Source organism: Fodinicola acaciae (genome assembly GCF_010993745.1).
GTDB lineage: Bacteria > Actinomycetota > Actinomycetes > Mycobacteriales > HKI-0501 > Fodinicola > Fodinicola acaciae.
The window spans coordinates 79,566-92,868 of record NZ_WOTN01000001.1 but is presented as its reverse complement, the minus strand read 5'-3'; the positions used below and the strand labels follow the sequence as shown (position 1 = coordinate 92,868).

General features: G+C 68.7%; 13 protein-coding genes. 8 read left to right on the top strand and 5 right to left on the bottom strand.

What is annotated here, in order from left to right; translation table 11 throughout:
- Positions 1 to 443: 443 nt before the first annotated feature.
- A complete protein-coding gene (locus tag GNX95_RS00395) occupies positions 444 to 1,637 on the bottom strand; it encodes a cytochrome P450 (protein WP_163504804.1) in 1,194 nt (397 codons plus the stop codon).
- Between the two features lie 142 nt (positions 1,638 to 1,779).
- On the opposite strand from GNX95_RS00395, the gene GNX95_RS00390 reads away from it, so the two are divergent.
- Positions 1,780 to 2,673, top strand: coding sequence for a hypothetical protein (locus GNX95_RS00390; RefSeq protein WP_163504802.1), 894 nt, complete (start codon positions 1,780 to 1,782; stop codon positions 2,671 to 2,673).
- On the opposite strand, the gene GNX95_RS00385 is transcribed toward GNX95_RS00390, so the two are convergent.
- Complete coding sequence (locus GNX95_RS00385) at positions 2,670 to 3,704, bottom strand: DNA polymerase domain-containing protein (protein WP_163504800.1); 1,035 nt, start codon at positions 3,702 to 3,704, stop codon at positions 2,670 to 2,672. The two genes, GNX95_RS00390 and GNX95_RS00385, sit on opposite strands and share 4 nt — an antisense overlap.
- Positions 3,705 to 3,833: 129 nt before the next feature.
- Between GNX95_RS00385 and GNX95_RS00380 the strand changes: the two genes are divergently transcribed.
- The 3 genes from GNX95_RS00380 to GNX95_RS00370 all read left to right on the top strand — a co-directional run bounded on the left by GNX95_RS00380 (position 3,834) and on the right by GNX95_RS00370 (position 7,717).
- Positions 3,834 to 6,194 (top strand): lamin tail domain-containing protein, encoded by a 2,361-nt coding sequence (locus tag GNX95_RS00380; protein WP_222853310.1) that lies wholly within the window; start codon positions 3,834 to 3,836, stop codon positions 6,192 to 6,194.
- A gap of 112 nt (positions 6,195 to 6,306) precedes the next feature.
- Positions 6,307 to 6,714 carry a peptide-methionine (R)-S-oxide reductase MsrB gene (gene msrB / locus GNX95_RS00375; RefSeq protein WP_163504798.1) on the top strand — a complete coding sequence of 136 codons (408 nt, stop codon included), beginning with the start codon at positions 6,307 to 6,309 and terminating at the stop codon, positions 6,712 to 6,714.
- 268 nt (positions 6,715 to 6,982) lie between these two features.
- Positions 6,983 to 7,717, top strand: a complete 735-nt coding sequence (locus tag GNX95_RS00370; protein WP_163507729.1) for an ArsR/SmtB family transcription factor — start codon at positions 6,983 to 6,985, stop codon at positions 7,715 to 7,717.
- A gap of 2 nt (positions 7,718 to 7,719) precedes the next feature.
- On the opposite strand, the gene hemQ is transcribed toward GNX95_RS00370, so the two are convergent.
- Both hemQ and hemG read right to left on the bottom strand, forming a co-directional pair.
- Positions 7,720 to 8,427 carry a hydrogen peroxide-dependent heme synthase gene (gene hemQ, locus GNX95_RS00365; RefSeq protein WP_163504796.1) on the bottom strand — a complete coding sequence of 236 codons (708 nt, stop codon included), beginning with the start codon at positions 8,425 to 8,427 and terminating at the stop codon, positions 7,720 to 7,722.
- Complete coding sequence (gene hemG, locus GNX95_RS00360; protein WP_222853309.1) at positions 8,420 to 9,826, bottom strand: protoporphyrinogen oxidase; 1,407 nt, start codon at positions 9,824 to 9,826, stop codon at positions 8,420 to 8,422. Before hemG ends, hemQ begins: the two co-directional genes overlap by 8 nt.
- A 95-nt stretch (positions 9,827 to 9,921) precedes the next feature.
- Between hemG and GNX95_RS00355 the strand changes: the two genes are divergently transcribed.
- Positions 9,922 to 10,809 (top strand): DUF4349 domain-containing protein, encoded by an 888-nt coding sequence (locus GNX95_RS00355; RefSeq protein ID WP_163504792.1) that lies wholly within the window; start codon positions 9,922 to 9,924, stop codon positions 10,807 to 10,809.
- Position 10,810: 1 nt separating this feature from the next.
- Here the strand turns inward: GNX95_RS00355 and hemE are convergent, their stop codons facing one another.
- Positions 10,811 to 11,848: a uroporphyrinogen decarboxylase gene (gene hemE, locus GNX95_RS00350; protein ID WP_163504790.1), complete on the bottom strand. Its 1,038-nt coding sequence runs from the start codon at positions 11,846 to 11,848 to the stop codon at positions 10,811 to 10,813.
- Positions 11,849 to 11,924: 76 nt separating this feature from the next.
- On the opposite strand from hemE, the gene GNX95_RS00345 reads away from it, so the two are divergent.
- Genes GNX95_RS00345 through GNX95_RS00335 form a run of 3 tightly spaced genes read left to right on the top strand, consistent with a single transcriptional unit; the run spans position 11,925 to position 13,300 of the window.
- Positions 11,925 to 12,497, top strand: coding sequence for a DUF3000 domain-containing protein (locus GNX95_RS00345; RefSeq protein ID WP_187369577.1), 573 nt, complete (start codon positions 11,925 to 11,927; stop codon positions 12,495 to 12,497).
- 57 nt (positions 12,498 to 12,554) lie between these two features.
- Complete coding sequence (locus GNX95_RS00340) at positions 12,555 to 12,986, top strand: YbaB/EbfC family nucleoid-associated protein (protein WP_163504786.1); 432 nt, start codon at positions 12,555 to 12,557, stop codon at positions 12,984 to 12,986.
- Complete coding sequence (locus GNX95_RS00335) at positions 12,983 to 13,300, top strand: WXG100 family type VII secretion target (protein WP_163504785.1); 318 nt, start codon at positions 12,983 to 12,985, stop codon at positions 13,298 to 13,300. The genes GNX95_RS00340 and GNX95_RS00335 overlap by 4 nt, the downstream gene beginning before the upstream one ends.
- Positions 13,301 to 13,303: the final 3 nt, after the last annotated feature.

Below are 13,303 nucleotides of genomic sequence, written 5' to 3'. Positions count from 1 at the left end.
CGCAGAAAAACCGCCACCCACCGAACGACGACATTCCAGCGGCGCTCGCCGACTGACGACATTCCCGCGACACTCGGCGAGTGACGCACAAAAGACGACAGTCGCCCATTGCATACGCAGAAGACCCGCCGTTCGGCGAGCGACGGCATTCCTGTGGCGCTCGGCGAGTGACGACATTTATGTGGCGCTCGGAGCGACGCGTACGGTCGTCGAGATTGTCAGACGCGCGTGGAAGGCTTGTTTTCGGGGGACCATTTTTCGGCGCCGATCTGAGCACCCCCGAATATCAGTCTTCCAGCGCGCACCGACAGTTTTGCGGCAGGCAGCGTCACGACCGGCCGACAGCGTCACGACCGGCCGACAGCGTCACGACCGGCAGGCGCGTCACGACCGGCAGGGCCGCGCACCAGCAGGGCCGGCAGATTCGCGGGCCGGCAGAGGGCTTACCAGGTGACAGGTAGGTCGACGACGCCGGCGACCAGGCCGGAACGGGGCTCGACCTCGTCGGCTGGTACGGCGAGCCGCAGGTCCGGAAACGCGGCCAGCAGCGACCCGAACGCGATCTCGAGCTCCGCGCGCGCGAGGTTTTGGCCGAGGCACTGGTGTACGCCATAGCCAAACGCGACATGGTGCCGGTCGGCGCGGTCCACGTCCAGTTCGGCCGGCCGTTGCACGAACTCGTCGGAATGGTTGGCCGCGGCGAGCGCGATGAGCAGGCCGTCGCCGGCGTGGATCGTCTCACCGCCGACCTCGATGTCGGCGACGGCGACACGCGGCAACGCGCTGACCAGGCTGACATAGCGCAGCAGTTCCTCGACGGCGTCCGGGATTTTCGACGGATCGGCGCGCAAAGCGGCCAGCTGCGCCGGATTTTCCAGCAGCGCGAAGGTGCCGAGCGAGATCACATTGGCGGTCGTGTCGTGACCGGCGATCAGCAGTACGACGGCGAAGGACACCACCTCGCGGCGATCGAGCTTTCCTTCGGCCAACTGCTCGGCGATCAGGTCATCGAGAAGGCCATCGCCCGGCGACTTCTCCTTGTGCGCGACCAGCTCGTCCAGATAGCGATAGAGCTTCATGATCGCCTCGTGGCCCTTCTCCGGGTCCAGCCGCAGCCGCGCCTGCTCCTCGAAGAACTCGTGGTCCGCGTACGGCACGCCGAGCAGCTCGCAGATCACCATCGACGGGATCGGCAGCGCGTACGTCCGCACCAGGTCGACCGGCCCGCCGTGCTCACGCATCGCCGCGATCCGGCTGTCGACGATCCGTTGGATGCCGGGTTTGAGCGCGGCGATCCGGCGTACGGCGAAGCTGGGGATCACCATCCGGCGCTGCCGGCCGTGCTCGGGCGGATCGGTGGCGATCAGCACGGCGGCGAAGGAGTCGCGCGCTCGCTGGATCGCCTGCTGCGCAGGAAAGAAGATCGGAAAGTTGTCGTGCGACCGGTCCGACGACAGCCGCGGGTCGGCCAGCAGCGAGCGCACCTCGTCATAGCCGGTCACCAGCCACACCGGTGTGCCGTCAAACATCCGCACGCGGCTGACCGGTCCCTGCTCCCGCAGCTCCTGATAGCCGGACGGCGGGCGATACGGACAGCCGCGCGTCACCGGAAACTCCGGCAGGTCCGTCTGGGTCATATCGACGCCTCCACGATAAGAAACGACTCGTATCCAATAAGCGTAGGCCCGGTCGCCACGAACCGCAACGAAACCACGAAATAGCGATCGGTTAGCGGTGCCTGCCAGGGTCTTCCCGGACCCTGACAGGAAGGCGCGGACGATGAGACGACGGACAACCGCACTGGTCGCGGCCGCGATCGGGCTGCTGCTCCTGGCGGCGACCGGCCGCGCGGCAGCTGACGCGGCGCTCCCGGTCACGTACGCGCCCATGGTCTACCTGGCCCAGGGCGAGAGCAAGCGGCCGGCGAACGTGGCCGACTTCCTGCGGCACTCGTCGCTGGGCTGGTCGCACCGCGGCTGTCCCGACCACGAGCTCGCCAAGCTCGGCACGGTGTCGGCGGCCGGCCTCGGCAACGGGTCGTACGAGCACCAGAAGACCAACGTCGTCTGCCAGCACACCGGCAGCGCGTACGCCAGCAACCAGGACGTACGGCCGAACCAGACGTGGACCAAGGAAGGCATGTACCTCGACCTGGACGACAGCCAGCACGACCTCGGCAGCGTCCAGTCGGAGCTCTACTACGATTACAAGCGCGCAGACCACATCACTTATTGGTTCTTCTACGCGTACGACGACGGACCGCTGGTGCAAAACCACGAAGGCGACTGGGAACGGATCTCGATCCGGCTGGACGCCGACGACCGGCCGGTCACCGTCGCATACTTCCAACACGGCGGCTATTGCCTGCTCAGCTATGCTTCAGCGCCGAAAACCGGCGGCCATCTTCGAGTCTTCTCAGCCAGCGGTACGCACGCGTCGTACTCGACACCCGGCGACCACCCCACCAGCGTGCCCGGATTCACGGACCACACCAGCCAAGGCGAGGCCTGGCCGGCCTACGACCGGCCACTGCACGACGTACGCACGATGCCGTGGTTTGGCTTCGGCGGCGCGTGGGGTGAGGTCGGCGAGGCGGAGTTCACCACCGGACCGCGCGGACCGAGCGCCTTCAAGAACCCGGTCCCGGCAGACTGGTCGTCACCAGCCTGCTAAGCCTCCTCCTGGTGCTTGGCGCGCGACGGCTGTACGCGCATCGGCTCACCGGGCATTTTCGGATAGTTGGGCGGATAGGGCATGTCGCCGAGCCCTTTGTCGGCCTCGTCCCGCTCGTACCACTCCAGCAGCACGCCGATGTCGTGTGACTTGTCGTCGATCGCGGCATGCACGTCACCGAGCTTGGCGAAGCGTTCCGGCATGGTCACCATCGTGAAGTCCTGCGGCTCCACGTCCGGCAGCTCGTCCCAGGTGACCGGCGCGGAGACCCAGCCGGCCGGGTTGCGGCGCACGCTGTAGGCGCTGGCGATCGTACGGTCACGCGCGTTTTGGTTGTAGTCGACGAAGATCTGCTCGCCGCGCTCTTCCTTCCACCACGCGGTCGTCACCGCGCCGCCGGCGCGCCGCTCGATCTCGCGGGCCAGCGCGATGGCGCCGCGGCGGACCTCGGTGAAGGTCCAGCGCGGCTCGATGCGTACGTAGATGTGCACGCCACGGCTGCCGCTGGTCTTGGGAAAGCCGACCCAGCCGAGGTCGTCGAGCAACGGTTTCACGTACTCGATGGCGACCTTGCGCGCGTCCAGGAATGTCGTGCCCGGCTGCGGGTCGAGGTCGATGCGCAGCTCGTCGGGATGGTCTGTGTCCATCGCGCGCGCGTGCCACGGGTGGAAGGTGACCGTCCCCTGCGTGGCACCCCAGGCGATGTCGGCGACCGACTGCACGCGCAGCGCGTCGGCATAGCGGCCGGACGGAAACTGGATGCGTACGGTCTTGATCCACGGCGGCGCGTGCCGCGGCACCCGCTTCTGGTAGATCTCGTCCTCGGTCACGCCGCCGGGAAAGCGCTGGAAATAGGTTGGCCGGTCGCGTAATGCGCGGAGAATGCCATCGCCGACGGACACGTAGTACTCGACCAGGTGGCGCTTGGTGCCGTGTTCCTGGCCGAGATCGGGAAAATACACCTTGTCCGGATTGGACAGACGGATGTCGTGTCCGGCGACGTCGATTTCCTCCGCTGGAGTTGCTGCCATGCGCGTTACGGTACGCGTCCTATCACCCATTTACCTGCACGTCGACACCTAACTTCCACGTAAAGTTCCCCCGCGACGGCGATCCGGCTGGTATTCAGGAGCGCGGCAATCCCGTCAGAAGGAGAATCCGTGCGCGTCAGAGCAACCATCGCCGGCTTGTCGGTCATCACCATGGCCGCTGCAGTCGGCATAGGTGTCGCCATCGCGTCACCAGCGCAGGCGACCTCGACCGACGTCGTGATCAACGAGGTCTACGGCGGTGGAGGCAACACCGGAGCGCCGTTCTCGCGCGACTTCGTCGAGCTGGTCAACAACAGCGGCGCAGCCGTCGACGTGAGCGGCTGGAGCATCCAGTACGCGTCGGCCGCCGGCGGCAGCTGGCAGGTCACCAAGCTGACCGGCAGCATCCCCGCGCACGGTCTCTACCTGGTCGCCGAGGCGGCCGGCAACACGGCCTCGCAGCCGCTGCCGACGCCGGACGTCGACGGCTCGATCTCGATGAGCGCGACCGCCGGCAAGGTTGCGCTGGTCACCAGCCAGACCGCGCTGGCCTGCGGCAACACCTGCCACGCGGCCGCCGGCGTACGCGACTACGTCGGCTATGGCTCGGCGGCCAACGACTCCGAGACGGCGCCGACCGGCACGCTGTCCAACAGCACCTCCGCGTCGCGTACGGACGGCGCCGACACCGACGACAACTCCGCCGACTTCACCGTCGGCGACCCCTCGCCGGCCAACGGCTCCAGCGGTCCGGTCGAGCCACCGGTCAGCGCCAAGATCCACGACGTACAGGGCGCCGCGCACCGCTCGCCGCTGACCGGCAAGCGCGTCAAGGACGTCACCGGTGTCGTCACGGCTGTCAGCACCAACGGGTTCTGGATGCAGGACCCGCAGCCGGACAACAACCCGGCGACCAGCGAAGGCATCTTCGTCTTCACCGGCGGTGCGCCAAAAGTCGCGCGCGGCAACGCGTTGAGCGTCGAAGGCAAGGTCACCGAATATCGGCCAGGCAACGACGACAACAACCTGACGACCACCGAGATCGCCTCGCCGAAGATCACCGTCACCGCCGAGTCCGCGGCCGTTCCGGCGCCCACGCTGATCGGTCCCGGTGGACTACGCGCGCCGCAGGCCGTACGCGCCGACAACCCAAACGACGTGGAAAGCTCGGCGACCTTCGATCCGAAGAAGAACGCGCTCGACTTCTACGAGTCGCTGGAAGGCATGCTGCTGCGCGTACACGACGCGACCGCGGCCGGCCCGACCAACTCCTACGGTGAGCTGCCGGTTTTGCCTGGTGGCTATGGAAAACCGCGCAGCGCACGCGGCGGCGTCCTTTACTCGTACGCCGATCCGAACACCGAGCGGCTGTTCCTCACCGACACGCTGGCCAAGATCCCCGCGGTCAACGTCGGCGACAAACTGGTCGGCGATGTCGTCGGTCCGCTGGACTATTCCTTCGGCAACTTCATGATGGCTCCGCTGGCGACGCCGACGGTCAAGAGCGGCAACCTGCAGCGCGAGACGACGCGCCGTACGCTGCCCGGTGAGCTGTCGGTGGCGACCTTCAACGTGGAGAACCTGAGTCCGGTCAACGACCAGGCCAAGTTCGACAACCTGGCCAAGGTCGTGGTCGACAACCTGCGCGCGCCCGATCTGCTGGCGATCGAGGAGATCCAGGACAACAACGGCCCGGGCAAGGGTGGCGTCGCGGCCGACCAGACCTGGGCCAGGTTCATCGCGGCGATCAAGGCGGCCGGCGGGCCGGCGTACGACTACCGGCAGATCGACCCGGTCAACAACACCGACGGCGGCCAGCCGGACGGCAACATCCGGCAGGGCTTCCTGTTCCGCACCGACCGCGGCCTGCGCTTCGTCGACCGCCCCGGCGGCGACTCGACGACGCCGGTGACGGTCACCGGCCGCGCCGGCGCGCCGCACCTGAGCGCCTCCCCCGGCCGGATCGCGCCGGCCGACGCCGCGTGGACCGCCAGCCGCAAGCCGCTGGCCGGCGAGTTCACCTACTACGGCCGTACGCTCTTCGCGATCGCCAACCACTTCAACTCCAAGGGCGGCGACCAGCCGCTGCTCGGCCGCTTCCAGCCGCCGGCGCGGCCGTCCGAGACGCAACGGCACGCGCAGGCGACGCTGGTGAAGGGCTTCGTCGATCAACTGCAGGCCAAGGACCGCAACGCCGCGGTCGTCGTACTCGGCGACCTGAACGACTTCCAGTTCTCGCGGACCGCCGACATCCTCACCGCCGGCGGCGGACTCGTCGACCTGCCGCGTACGCTACCGGTCGACCAGCGCTACAGCTATGACTACGAGGGCAACTCCGAGATCCTCGACCACATCCTGGTCAGCCGCGGCCTGACCCGGCCCGGCGCGCTGCTCGACTATGACATCGTGCACGTGAACAGCGAGTTCCACGACCAGGTGTCCGACCACGACCCGCAGGTCGTACGCATCCGGCCGGTCCTCTGGCGCTGACCCGACCGCCGTTTCCGGGCAATCGGGGTCCGGTTGCCCGGAAACGGCGCTGGTCAGCAATGCGTAATGATTGCCGGCGGCCGGCATTGGACGTGCGAAGTAGCCTGGAGACATGACGCAGCCCAAGGTGGTCAAGACCGAGCAGGAGTGGCGGCAGCAGCTCACCCCGGCCGAATACCATGTGCTCCGCGAGTCCGGGACCGAGCGCGCGTTCACCGGCGAGTACACCGACACCAAGACCGCCGGTGTCTATCGCTGCCGCGCCTGCGGCATCGAGCTTTTCCGCAGTGACACCAAATTCGAGTCGCACTGCGGCTGGCCGAGCTTCTACGCACCGTCGGACGCGCAGAACGTCGTGCTGATCGAGGACCGTACGCTCGGCATGCGCCGCGTCGAGGTGCGCTGCGCCAACTGCGACTCGCACCTCGGCCACGTCTTCCACGGCGAGGGCTACGCGACGCCGACCGACGACCGCTATTGCATCAACTCCATCAGCCTGACCCTCGAGCCAACCCAGTAGCGCTCGTACAGCCGCGGGGACGCGGGTCACGCCTGGAGCACGCGCCACCGCGGCGAACATCTGCTGTAACGCTAAATGCCTGTCTTGCCGGTTTGAGTGATGGTCGCAAGGCCCCTTACGTGCATCCAGCGCACGTGAGGTGGCCTTGCTTGCATCAAGGGTGTTACGGATGTGGCGACTGCGACTGACGAGGCAGCTGAGGCGCCTTCAGTGCAGCTCGGATTGACAGGCAAGTAAATGCTTGCCTATTGTCGTACGCGTGCAGGACATGGCGCAGATCTTTCGCGCGCTGGCCGACCCGACCCGGCAGCGCCTCCTCGACCGGTTGCATGCCGACAACGGTCAGACGCTGAGCGCGCTCAGCCGCGACCTCGGCATGACCCGGCAGGGCGTCACCCAGCACCTCGCCGTGCTGGAGGAGGTCGGCCTGGTCACCGCCGTACGCCGTGGCCGCGAGAAGCTGCATTACCTCAACCCGGTGCCACTGCACGACATCCACCGGCGCTGGATCGCCAAGTTCGAGATCCCCGATCTCGACGCGCTGAACAGCGTTCGCTCCGACCTGGAAGGACCGTCCACAATGGACAAGCCAAGCGTCGTCTACGTCACCTACATCGCCACCACACCGGAAAAACTCTGGAACGCGCTGACCGATCCGGAGACCACCGAGAAATACTGGGGCCATCGCAACGTGTCCGGCTGGCGCAAAGGTGACAGCTGGGAGCATCAGCGCACCGACGGCGGCAACGACATCGTCGGCACGATCCTGGAGATCGACCCGCCGCGCCGGCTGGCGCATTCCTGGGCCGGCGTGAACAGCCAGGACAAGGTGTCACGGGTGACCTTCGACCTGGAGCCGGCCGGCGACCTGGTCAAGCTGACGGTGCAGCACCATGACCTGCCGGAGGAGGAGCTGGCCGACACCACCGACGGCTGGCAGGCCGTGCTGTCCAGCCTCAAGTCCCTGCTGGAGACCGGAAAGCCGCTCGACTTCGGCTGGTGAGGTTATGGCAGGGACTCGACGACGGTGGCGGGGTCGCGGCGCGGGCCGGTGAAGAACGGCACCTCCTCGCGCACGTGCAACCGCGCCCGCGCCGCGCGCAGCTCGCGCATCAGGTCGACGATCCGGTGCAGCTCGTCGGCCTCGAAGGCCAGGATCCACTCGTAGTCGCCGAGCGCGAAGGACGACACCGTGTTGGCGCGTACGTCCGGGAAGCCGCGCGCCATCTTTCCGTGCTCGGCAAGCATTTCCCGCCGCTCCGCGTCCGGCAGCAGATACCAGTCGTAGGAGCGGACGAACGGATAGACGCAGACATACTTGCGCGCCTGCTCGTCGGCGATGAAGGCCGGTAGATGGCTCTTGTTGAACTCCGCCGGCCGGTGCAGCGCCATCTGCGACCACACCGGCGCCAGATGCGCGCCGAGCGTCGAGCGGCGCAGCCGGCCGTACGCCTCCTGCAGGTCCTCGGCGCTGGACGCGTGCCACCACACCATGATGTCGGCGTCGGCGCGCAGACCTGACACGTCATAAAGGCCGCGCACCACGACGTCCTTGGCGGCCAGCTGCTGGATCAGCTCGGCCAGCTCCTCGGCGACGGCCGTACGGTCGATCGGCAGCGGTGAGGTGGCGCGGAAAACCGACCACATCGTGTAGCGGATCGTGGCGTTCAGCTCGCGGATCCGCGCGGCGTTCGTCTGCACGTCTTCAGCCATGGTCCGATTCTTGCTCTTTGCCGAGCGCCAAAGACACCCGGGCCCCGGCCGCAGTGCCGGATCGCACACACGCGGGGATGCCGACGCCGTCGTACGCGGCGCCGGCCACCGCCAGCGTGTCGAAGTCCTCGATCGTCGCGCGTACGCGGGAAACCAACGCCAGATGACCCGGCGCGTACTGCGGCAGGCCACCACCCCACCGCGTCACACGCGTGTCGATGGACTGCGGCAGCGACCGGCCGATGACCGTCTCCAGGTCGTGGCGTACGAGCGCCACCAGGTCGGCGTCGTCACGCCGCAGCACCTCGGTGTCGCCGAACCTGCCGACCGACGCGCGTACGATCGCCAGCTCGCCGGCGTCCGGGAAACCCCACTTCTGCGACATGAAGGTGGCCGCCTTGATGACCAGGCCGGCGTCGGTCGACACGAGGAACCCGCTGCCGGCCGGCAGCTCCAGCCGCGGCAGCGCCAGCGTCACCAGGGCCATGCTCGCGTAGTCGACCGTCGCGATCTCGGCCGCCGCACCACTCACGCCGGAGAGCAGCCGGGCGGCCGGAGCGGCTGGCACGGCGAGGACGACGGCGTCGGCGTCGAGCAGCTCCGGATGCCGCGTCGAGCCGATCACCAGCTGCCAGCCGGTCGCCGTACGCCGCAGCTCACGCACCGGCAGGCCATAGCGCACCTTGGCTCCGGACTCGCGCGCCGCGCTCTCGACCAGCTCGCTCAGACCGCCGTCGACGGTGCCGAAAACCGGTCCGGTCGTACGCGTGCCTCCGCTGCCGGCCGCGAGCTTCGCCGCCGCCACCAGCGAGTGCGATTTTTCCGCGGCCGCGGCCAAAGCCGGCACCGTGACGCGTACGGACAGGCCGTCGGCGCGGCCGGCGTAGACACCGCCGAGCAGCGGATCGACCAGCCGGTCGACGACCTCACCGGGCAGCCGCGACCGTACGAGCGCACCGACCGACACGTCGTCCCCGGCCGCCAACAACGGCTCGTCAGAAGGATTCGCCGGCTCGGCCTCGACGGCCGCGGCCGCTTCGGCCGGAAGCACGCCGGCGACCGTGGCCGGATCGCCGGGCACCCCCATCATCGTGCCGCCAGGCAGCGACCGGAGGGTGCCGCCGATCCACACCGACGCGCCGCCTGGTGCCGGATGGATGAGCGGCAGCTTCAGCTCGGCCGCCAGCCCCGCTGCCTCCGGCGCGCGCACGATGAACGTCTCGGCGCCGCTCTCGACGCGGTGGCCGGCGACCTCGCCGGTGCGGATCTTGCCGCCGAGCCGGTCGGTCTGCTCCACGATCGTGATCGCGGTGCCGGGCGGCGCCTGCCGTCGTACGGCCAACGCGGCCGACACTCCGGATATCCCGCCACCAATGACCACAACCTGCGCTGGGTTCACGCATCCCATGGTCTCAAGCCGACAACTCGACGGAACCGAGCGGTCGGAACTGGAGTCCTATCGGCGTCAATCAGCACACCACGGGAGGACCAGCCGTGTTGACCAACTATCGCCGGTGGCTCGCCTTCACCGCCGCAGCAGCTCTCCTGGCGCTGGCCGGCTGCGGCATGAACGCCTCCAGCTCGGAGAGCGCCGCCGCACCGCAAAGAGCCAATCGCGGCGCCGCGCCCGGCGCGGCCGACAAAGCCGCCGGAGGGACCGGAGGCGCCGGTACGCCGGCCAAGCTGCCACCGGCCGGCAACGTGTCGGTGATCTACACCGCCGACGTGACGGTGCGTTCGTCCACAGTGGACAAAGTCGCCGACCAAGCGGTCGCGATGGCGACCACCGCGCGCGGACTGATCGGCTCGGAAAGGCGCAGTGGCCAAGGAATGGACGCCAGCGCGACGCTCGTGCTGCGGGTGCCGCCGGAGGCCTTCTATCCGACCGTCGCCGCGCTCGCCAAGCTCGGCACGCAGCCCACCCGTACGGTCAGCTCGCAGGACGTCAGCGGCCAGGTCATCGACCTGGACGCGCGGATCCACACCGCACAGGCGAGCCTCGACCGTACGCGCACGCTTTTCGCGCGAGCACAGCAGATCAGCGACATCGTCACCCTGGAGGGGCAGCTCACCGAGCGGCAGACCGCGCTGGAGACGTTGCAGGCACAGAAAAAGGCGCTCGACAGCCAGATCGCCCTGTCGACCATCAGCTTCACCGTGTCGGCCACGCCGCCACCGCCGGCGCAGAAGCCGGCACCCGGTGGTTTCCTCGGCGGCCTGATCGTCGGCTGGAACGCGTTTTTGGCCGTACTCAACGGATCTCTGGCTGTCTTCGGCGCGCTGCTGCCATTTCTGATCGTGCTCGGCGCGCCGGCGGCGATCATCTGGTGGTTCGTCCGCCGGCGTACCCGTCGCGTCAAAACCGTGCCGGAGAGCGAGTAGGTCAGGCGGCGGAGAGTCGGTGGACGGTCTCGACCAGCGCGGTGAGCACGCCGGGATCGGCGTCCGGCGGCACACCGTGGCCGAGGTTGAACACGTGACCCTTCGCCGCTTTTCCCTCGGCCAGGATCCGCCGCACCTGCTCCTCGATCACGTCCTCGCCGGCGAAAAGCAGCGCCGGGTCGAGGTTTCCCTGCACGGCGAAGTCCGGACCGATCCGCGAGCTGGCGACATCCAGCGGCACGCGCCAGTCGACGCCGACCACGTCCGGACCGGCCTCGGCCATCGAGCGCAGCAGCTCGCCGGTGCCGACGCCGAAATGGATGCGTGGCACGGAAAGATCGGCCAGGCCGGCGAAAACCCGCGCGCTGTGCGGCTGCACGTGGGTCCGATAGTCCACATCGGACAGTGAGCCGGCCCACGAGTCGAACAGCTGGATCGCCGACGCACCGGCGGCCACCTGTACGCGCAGGAAGCCGAGCGTGATCGTCGCCAGCCGCTCGCACAGCGCGTGCCACAGCCGCGGCTGCGCGTGCATCATCGCCTTGGTCTTCGCGTACGACTTGCTCGGACCGCCTTCGACCAGATAGCTCGCCAGCGTGAAGGGTGCGCCACCGAAGCCGATCAGCGGCGTCTCCCCCAGCTCGCCGACCAACTGCCGGACGGCCTCGGCGACATACGGCACGTCGTCTGGCTCCAGCGCGCGCAGCCGCTCCACGTCGGCCTTGTCGCGGATCGGCTCGGCGATCACCGGACCGACGCCCGGCTTGATCTCCACGTCGACACCGACCGCCCGCAGCGGCACGACGATGTCCGAGAACAGCACCGCCGCGTCGACCTTGTGCCGGCGGACCGGCTGCAGGGTGATCTCGGTGACCAGATCCGGACGCCGGCAGGCCTCCAGCATCTGCACGTCGGCACGCAGCGCGCGGTATTCGGGCAGCGAGCGGCCGGCCTGGCGCATGAACCACACCGGCGTACGTGGCACGGATTCTCCGCGGCAGGCGCGGAGAAAAGTCGAGTTCGTCGTCATCGCGACCATCGTCGCATGCACGCCGCAAGCGCATGTCGGCGTGCCGGTACCCCACGGCGCGGACAGATGCGCCTACGCTGCGGTCATGCCGGACTCCGCCGCGGCAGCCGACAAGGTGCCGGACGTGTTCGCGCAGGCGATCGACGCCTTGCGCGGGGTACGTCCACGTGCCGAGATCTCGCTGGACGAAATCCCCCCGCCGCAGCGCCTCGCTCCGTACTCCTTCGCGATGAGCGCCGCCGTGCACCGCGGCGACACCGAGGTGGCCACCGGCCGGCTGATCCTGTTGTACGACCCGGCCGGCCAGGAGGCCTGGGACGGCCTGCTGCGGATCGTCACGTTCGTCAGCGCCGAACTGGACACCGAGATGGCCGCCGACCCGCTGCTCGCCGAGGTCGGCTGGAGCTGGCTGATCGAGTCGCTGGACGACAACGGCGCGCGCTACACGGCCGCCGGCGGCACGGTGACCACGACCAACTCCAGCCGGTTCGGCGACCTGGCCGGCCCGGCCGACACCGCCGACGTGGAGCTGCGGGCCTCCTGGACGGCGCTGGACACCGCGCTCGGTCCGCATCTGGAGGCGTGGTGCACGCTGCTCGCCTCCACCGCCGGCCTGCCGCCGGAGGGCGTCACCGCGCTGGACCTCCGCGACCGGTAAACACCTTGGCTCCGGCACTTATCCTTGAGTTTGCCGTACGAGCACGAGGAGTCGAGAGTGTCCGAGCTGGGTCGCACTGGCGCGCACGAGATCGATCGCATGGTCGCCGACACGCGCCGCATGCTGTCCCAGCTGTCCGGCGACGCGGCCGAGCCGAAGCAGCCGGTCGACACGGCGCAGCGCGGTTACGGCACAGCGGCCGACGAGCTGGTCAGGGCCGAGGTGTCCACCGGCGGCCGGCTGGAGAAGGTCACCATCGAGCCGAAGGCGATGCGGATGGACAGCCAGACGCTCGGCGAGCAGATCACCGCGGCCGTACGCGCCGCGCAGGACGACCTGCTGACCAAGCTGCCGACCACCGGCGCGCTGCCGCGGCCGGACGAGCTCGGCGGTCAGCTCGATGAGGTGCAGCTGCGGGTCGGCCGGCAGCTGGACGTGTTCGGCGAGCAGTTGGAGGCGATCGTCCGCAAGCTGGACCAACGGTCATGAGCAGTGGTTTTCAGGTCACGCCCGACGACCTGCGCGGCTCCGGCAAGGACCTCTCGGCGACCGGCGGCTCGCTGTACGGCGACGTGACGGCGCTGCAGAGCAAGGTCACCGGCGACGGATCGCCGTGGGGTGACGACGAGATCGGCTCGATGATCGGCGACGCGTACGTGGCGCTGACCGACTACGCGCTGCAGGTCTACGCCTCCTACGCCGAAGAGGTCGACGGCACCGGCGTACGCGTGCAGCAGGCCGCCGACAACCACGCCGACACCGAGACGGCCAACGCCGACGGCGTCGGCGCGATCGAGGTCTGAGAC

What these genes read in the sequence shown, in the direction of transcription:
- GNX95_RS00395 (WP_163504804.1), bottom strand. Translation starts at nt 1,637, where the DNA reads ATGACCCAGACGGACCTGCCGGAGTTTCCGGTGACGCGCGGCTGTCCG.
- GNX95_RS00390 (WP_163504802.1), top strand. Translation starts at nt 1,780, where the DNA reads ATGAGACGACGGACAACCGCACTGGTCGCGGCCGCGATCGGGCTGCTG.
- GNX95_RS00385 (WP_163504800.1), bottom strand. Translation starts at nt 3,704, where the DNA reads ATGGCAGCAACTCCAGCGGAGGAAATCGACGTCGCCGGACACGACATC.
- msrB (WP_163504798.1), top strand. Translation starts at nt 6,307, where the DNA reads ATGACGCAGCCCAAGGTGGTCAAGACCGAGCAGGAGTGGCGGCAGCAG.
- GNX95_RS00370 (WP_163507729.1), top strand. Translation starts at nt 6,983, where the DNA reads ATGGCGCAGATCTTTCGCGCGCTGGCCGACCCGACCCGGCAGCGCCTC.
- hemQ (WP_163504796.1), bottom strand. Translation starts at nt 8,427, where the DNA reads ATGGCTGAAGACGTGCAGACGAACGCCGCGCGGATCCGCGAGCTGAAC.
- hemE (WP_163504790.1), bottom strand. Translation starts at nt 11,848, where the DNA reads ATGGTCGCGATGACGACGAACTCGACTTTTCTCCGCGCCTGCCGCGGA.
- GNX95_RS00345 (WP_187369577.1), top strand. Translation starts at nt 11,925, where the DNA reads ATGCCGGACTCCGCCGCGGCAGCCGACAAGGTGCCGGACGTGTTCGCG.
- GNX95_RS00335 (WP_163504785.1), top strand. Translation starts at nt 12,983, where the DNA reads ATGAGCAGTGGTTTTCAGGTCACGCCCGACGACCTGCGCGGCTCCGGC.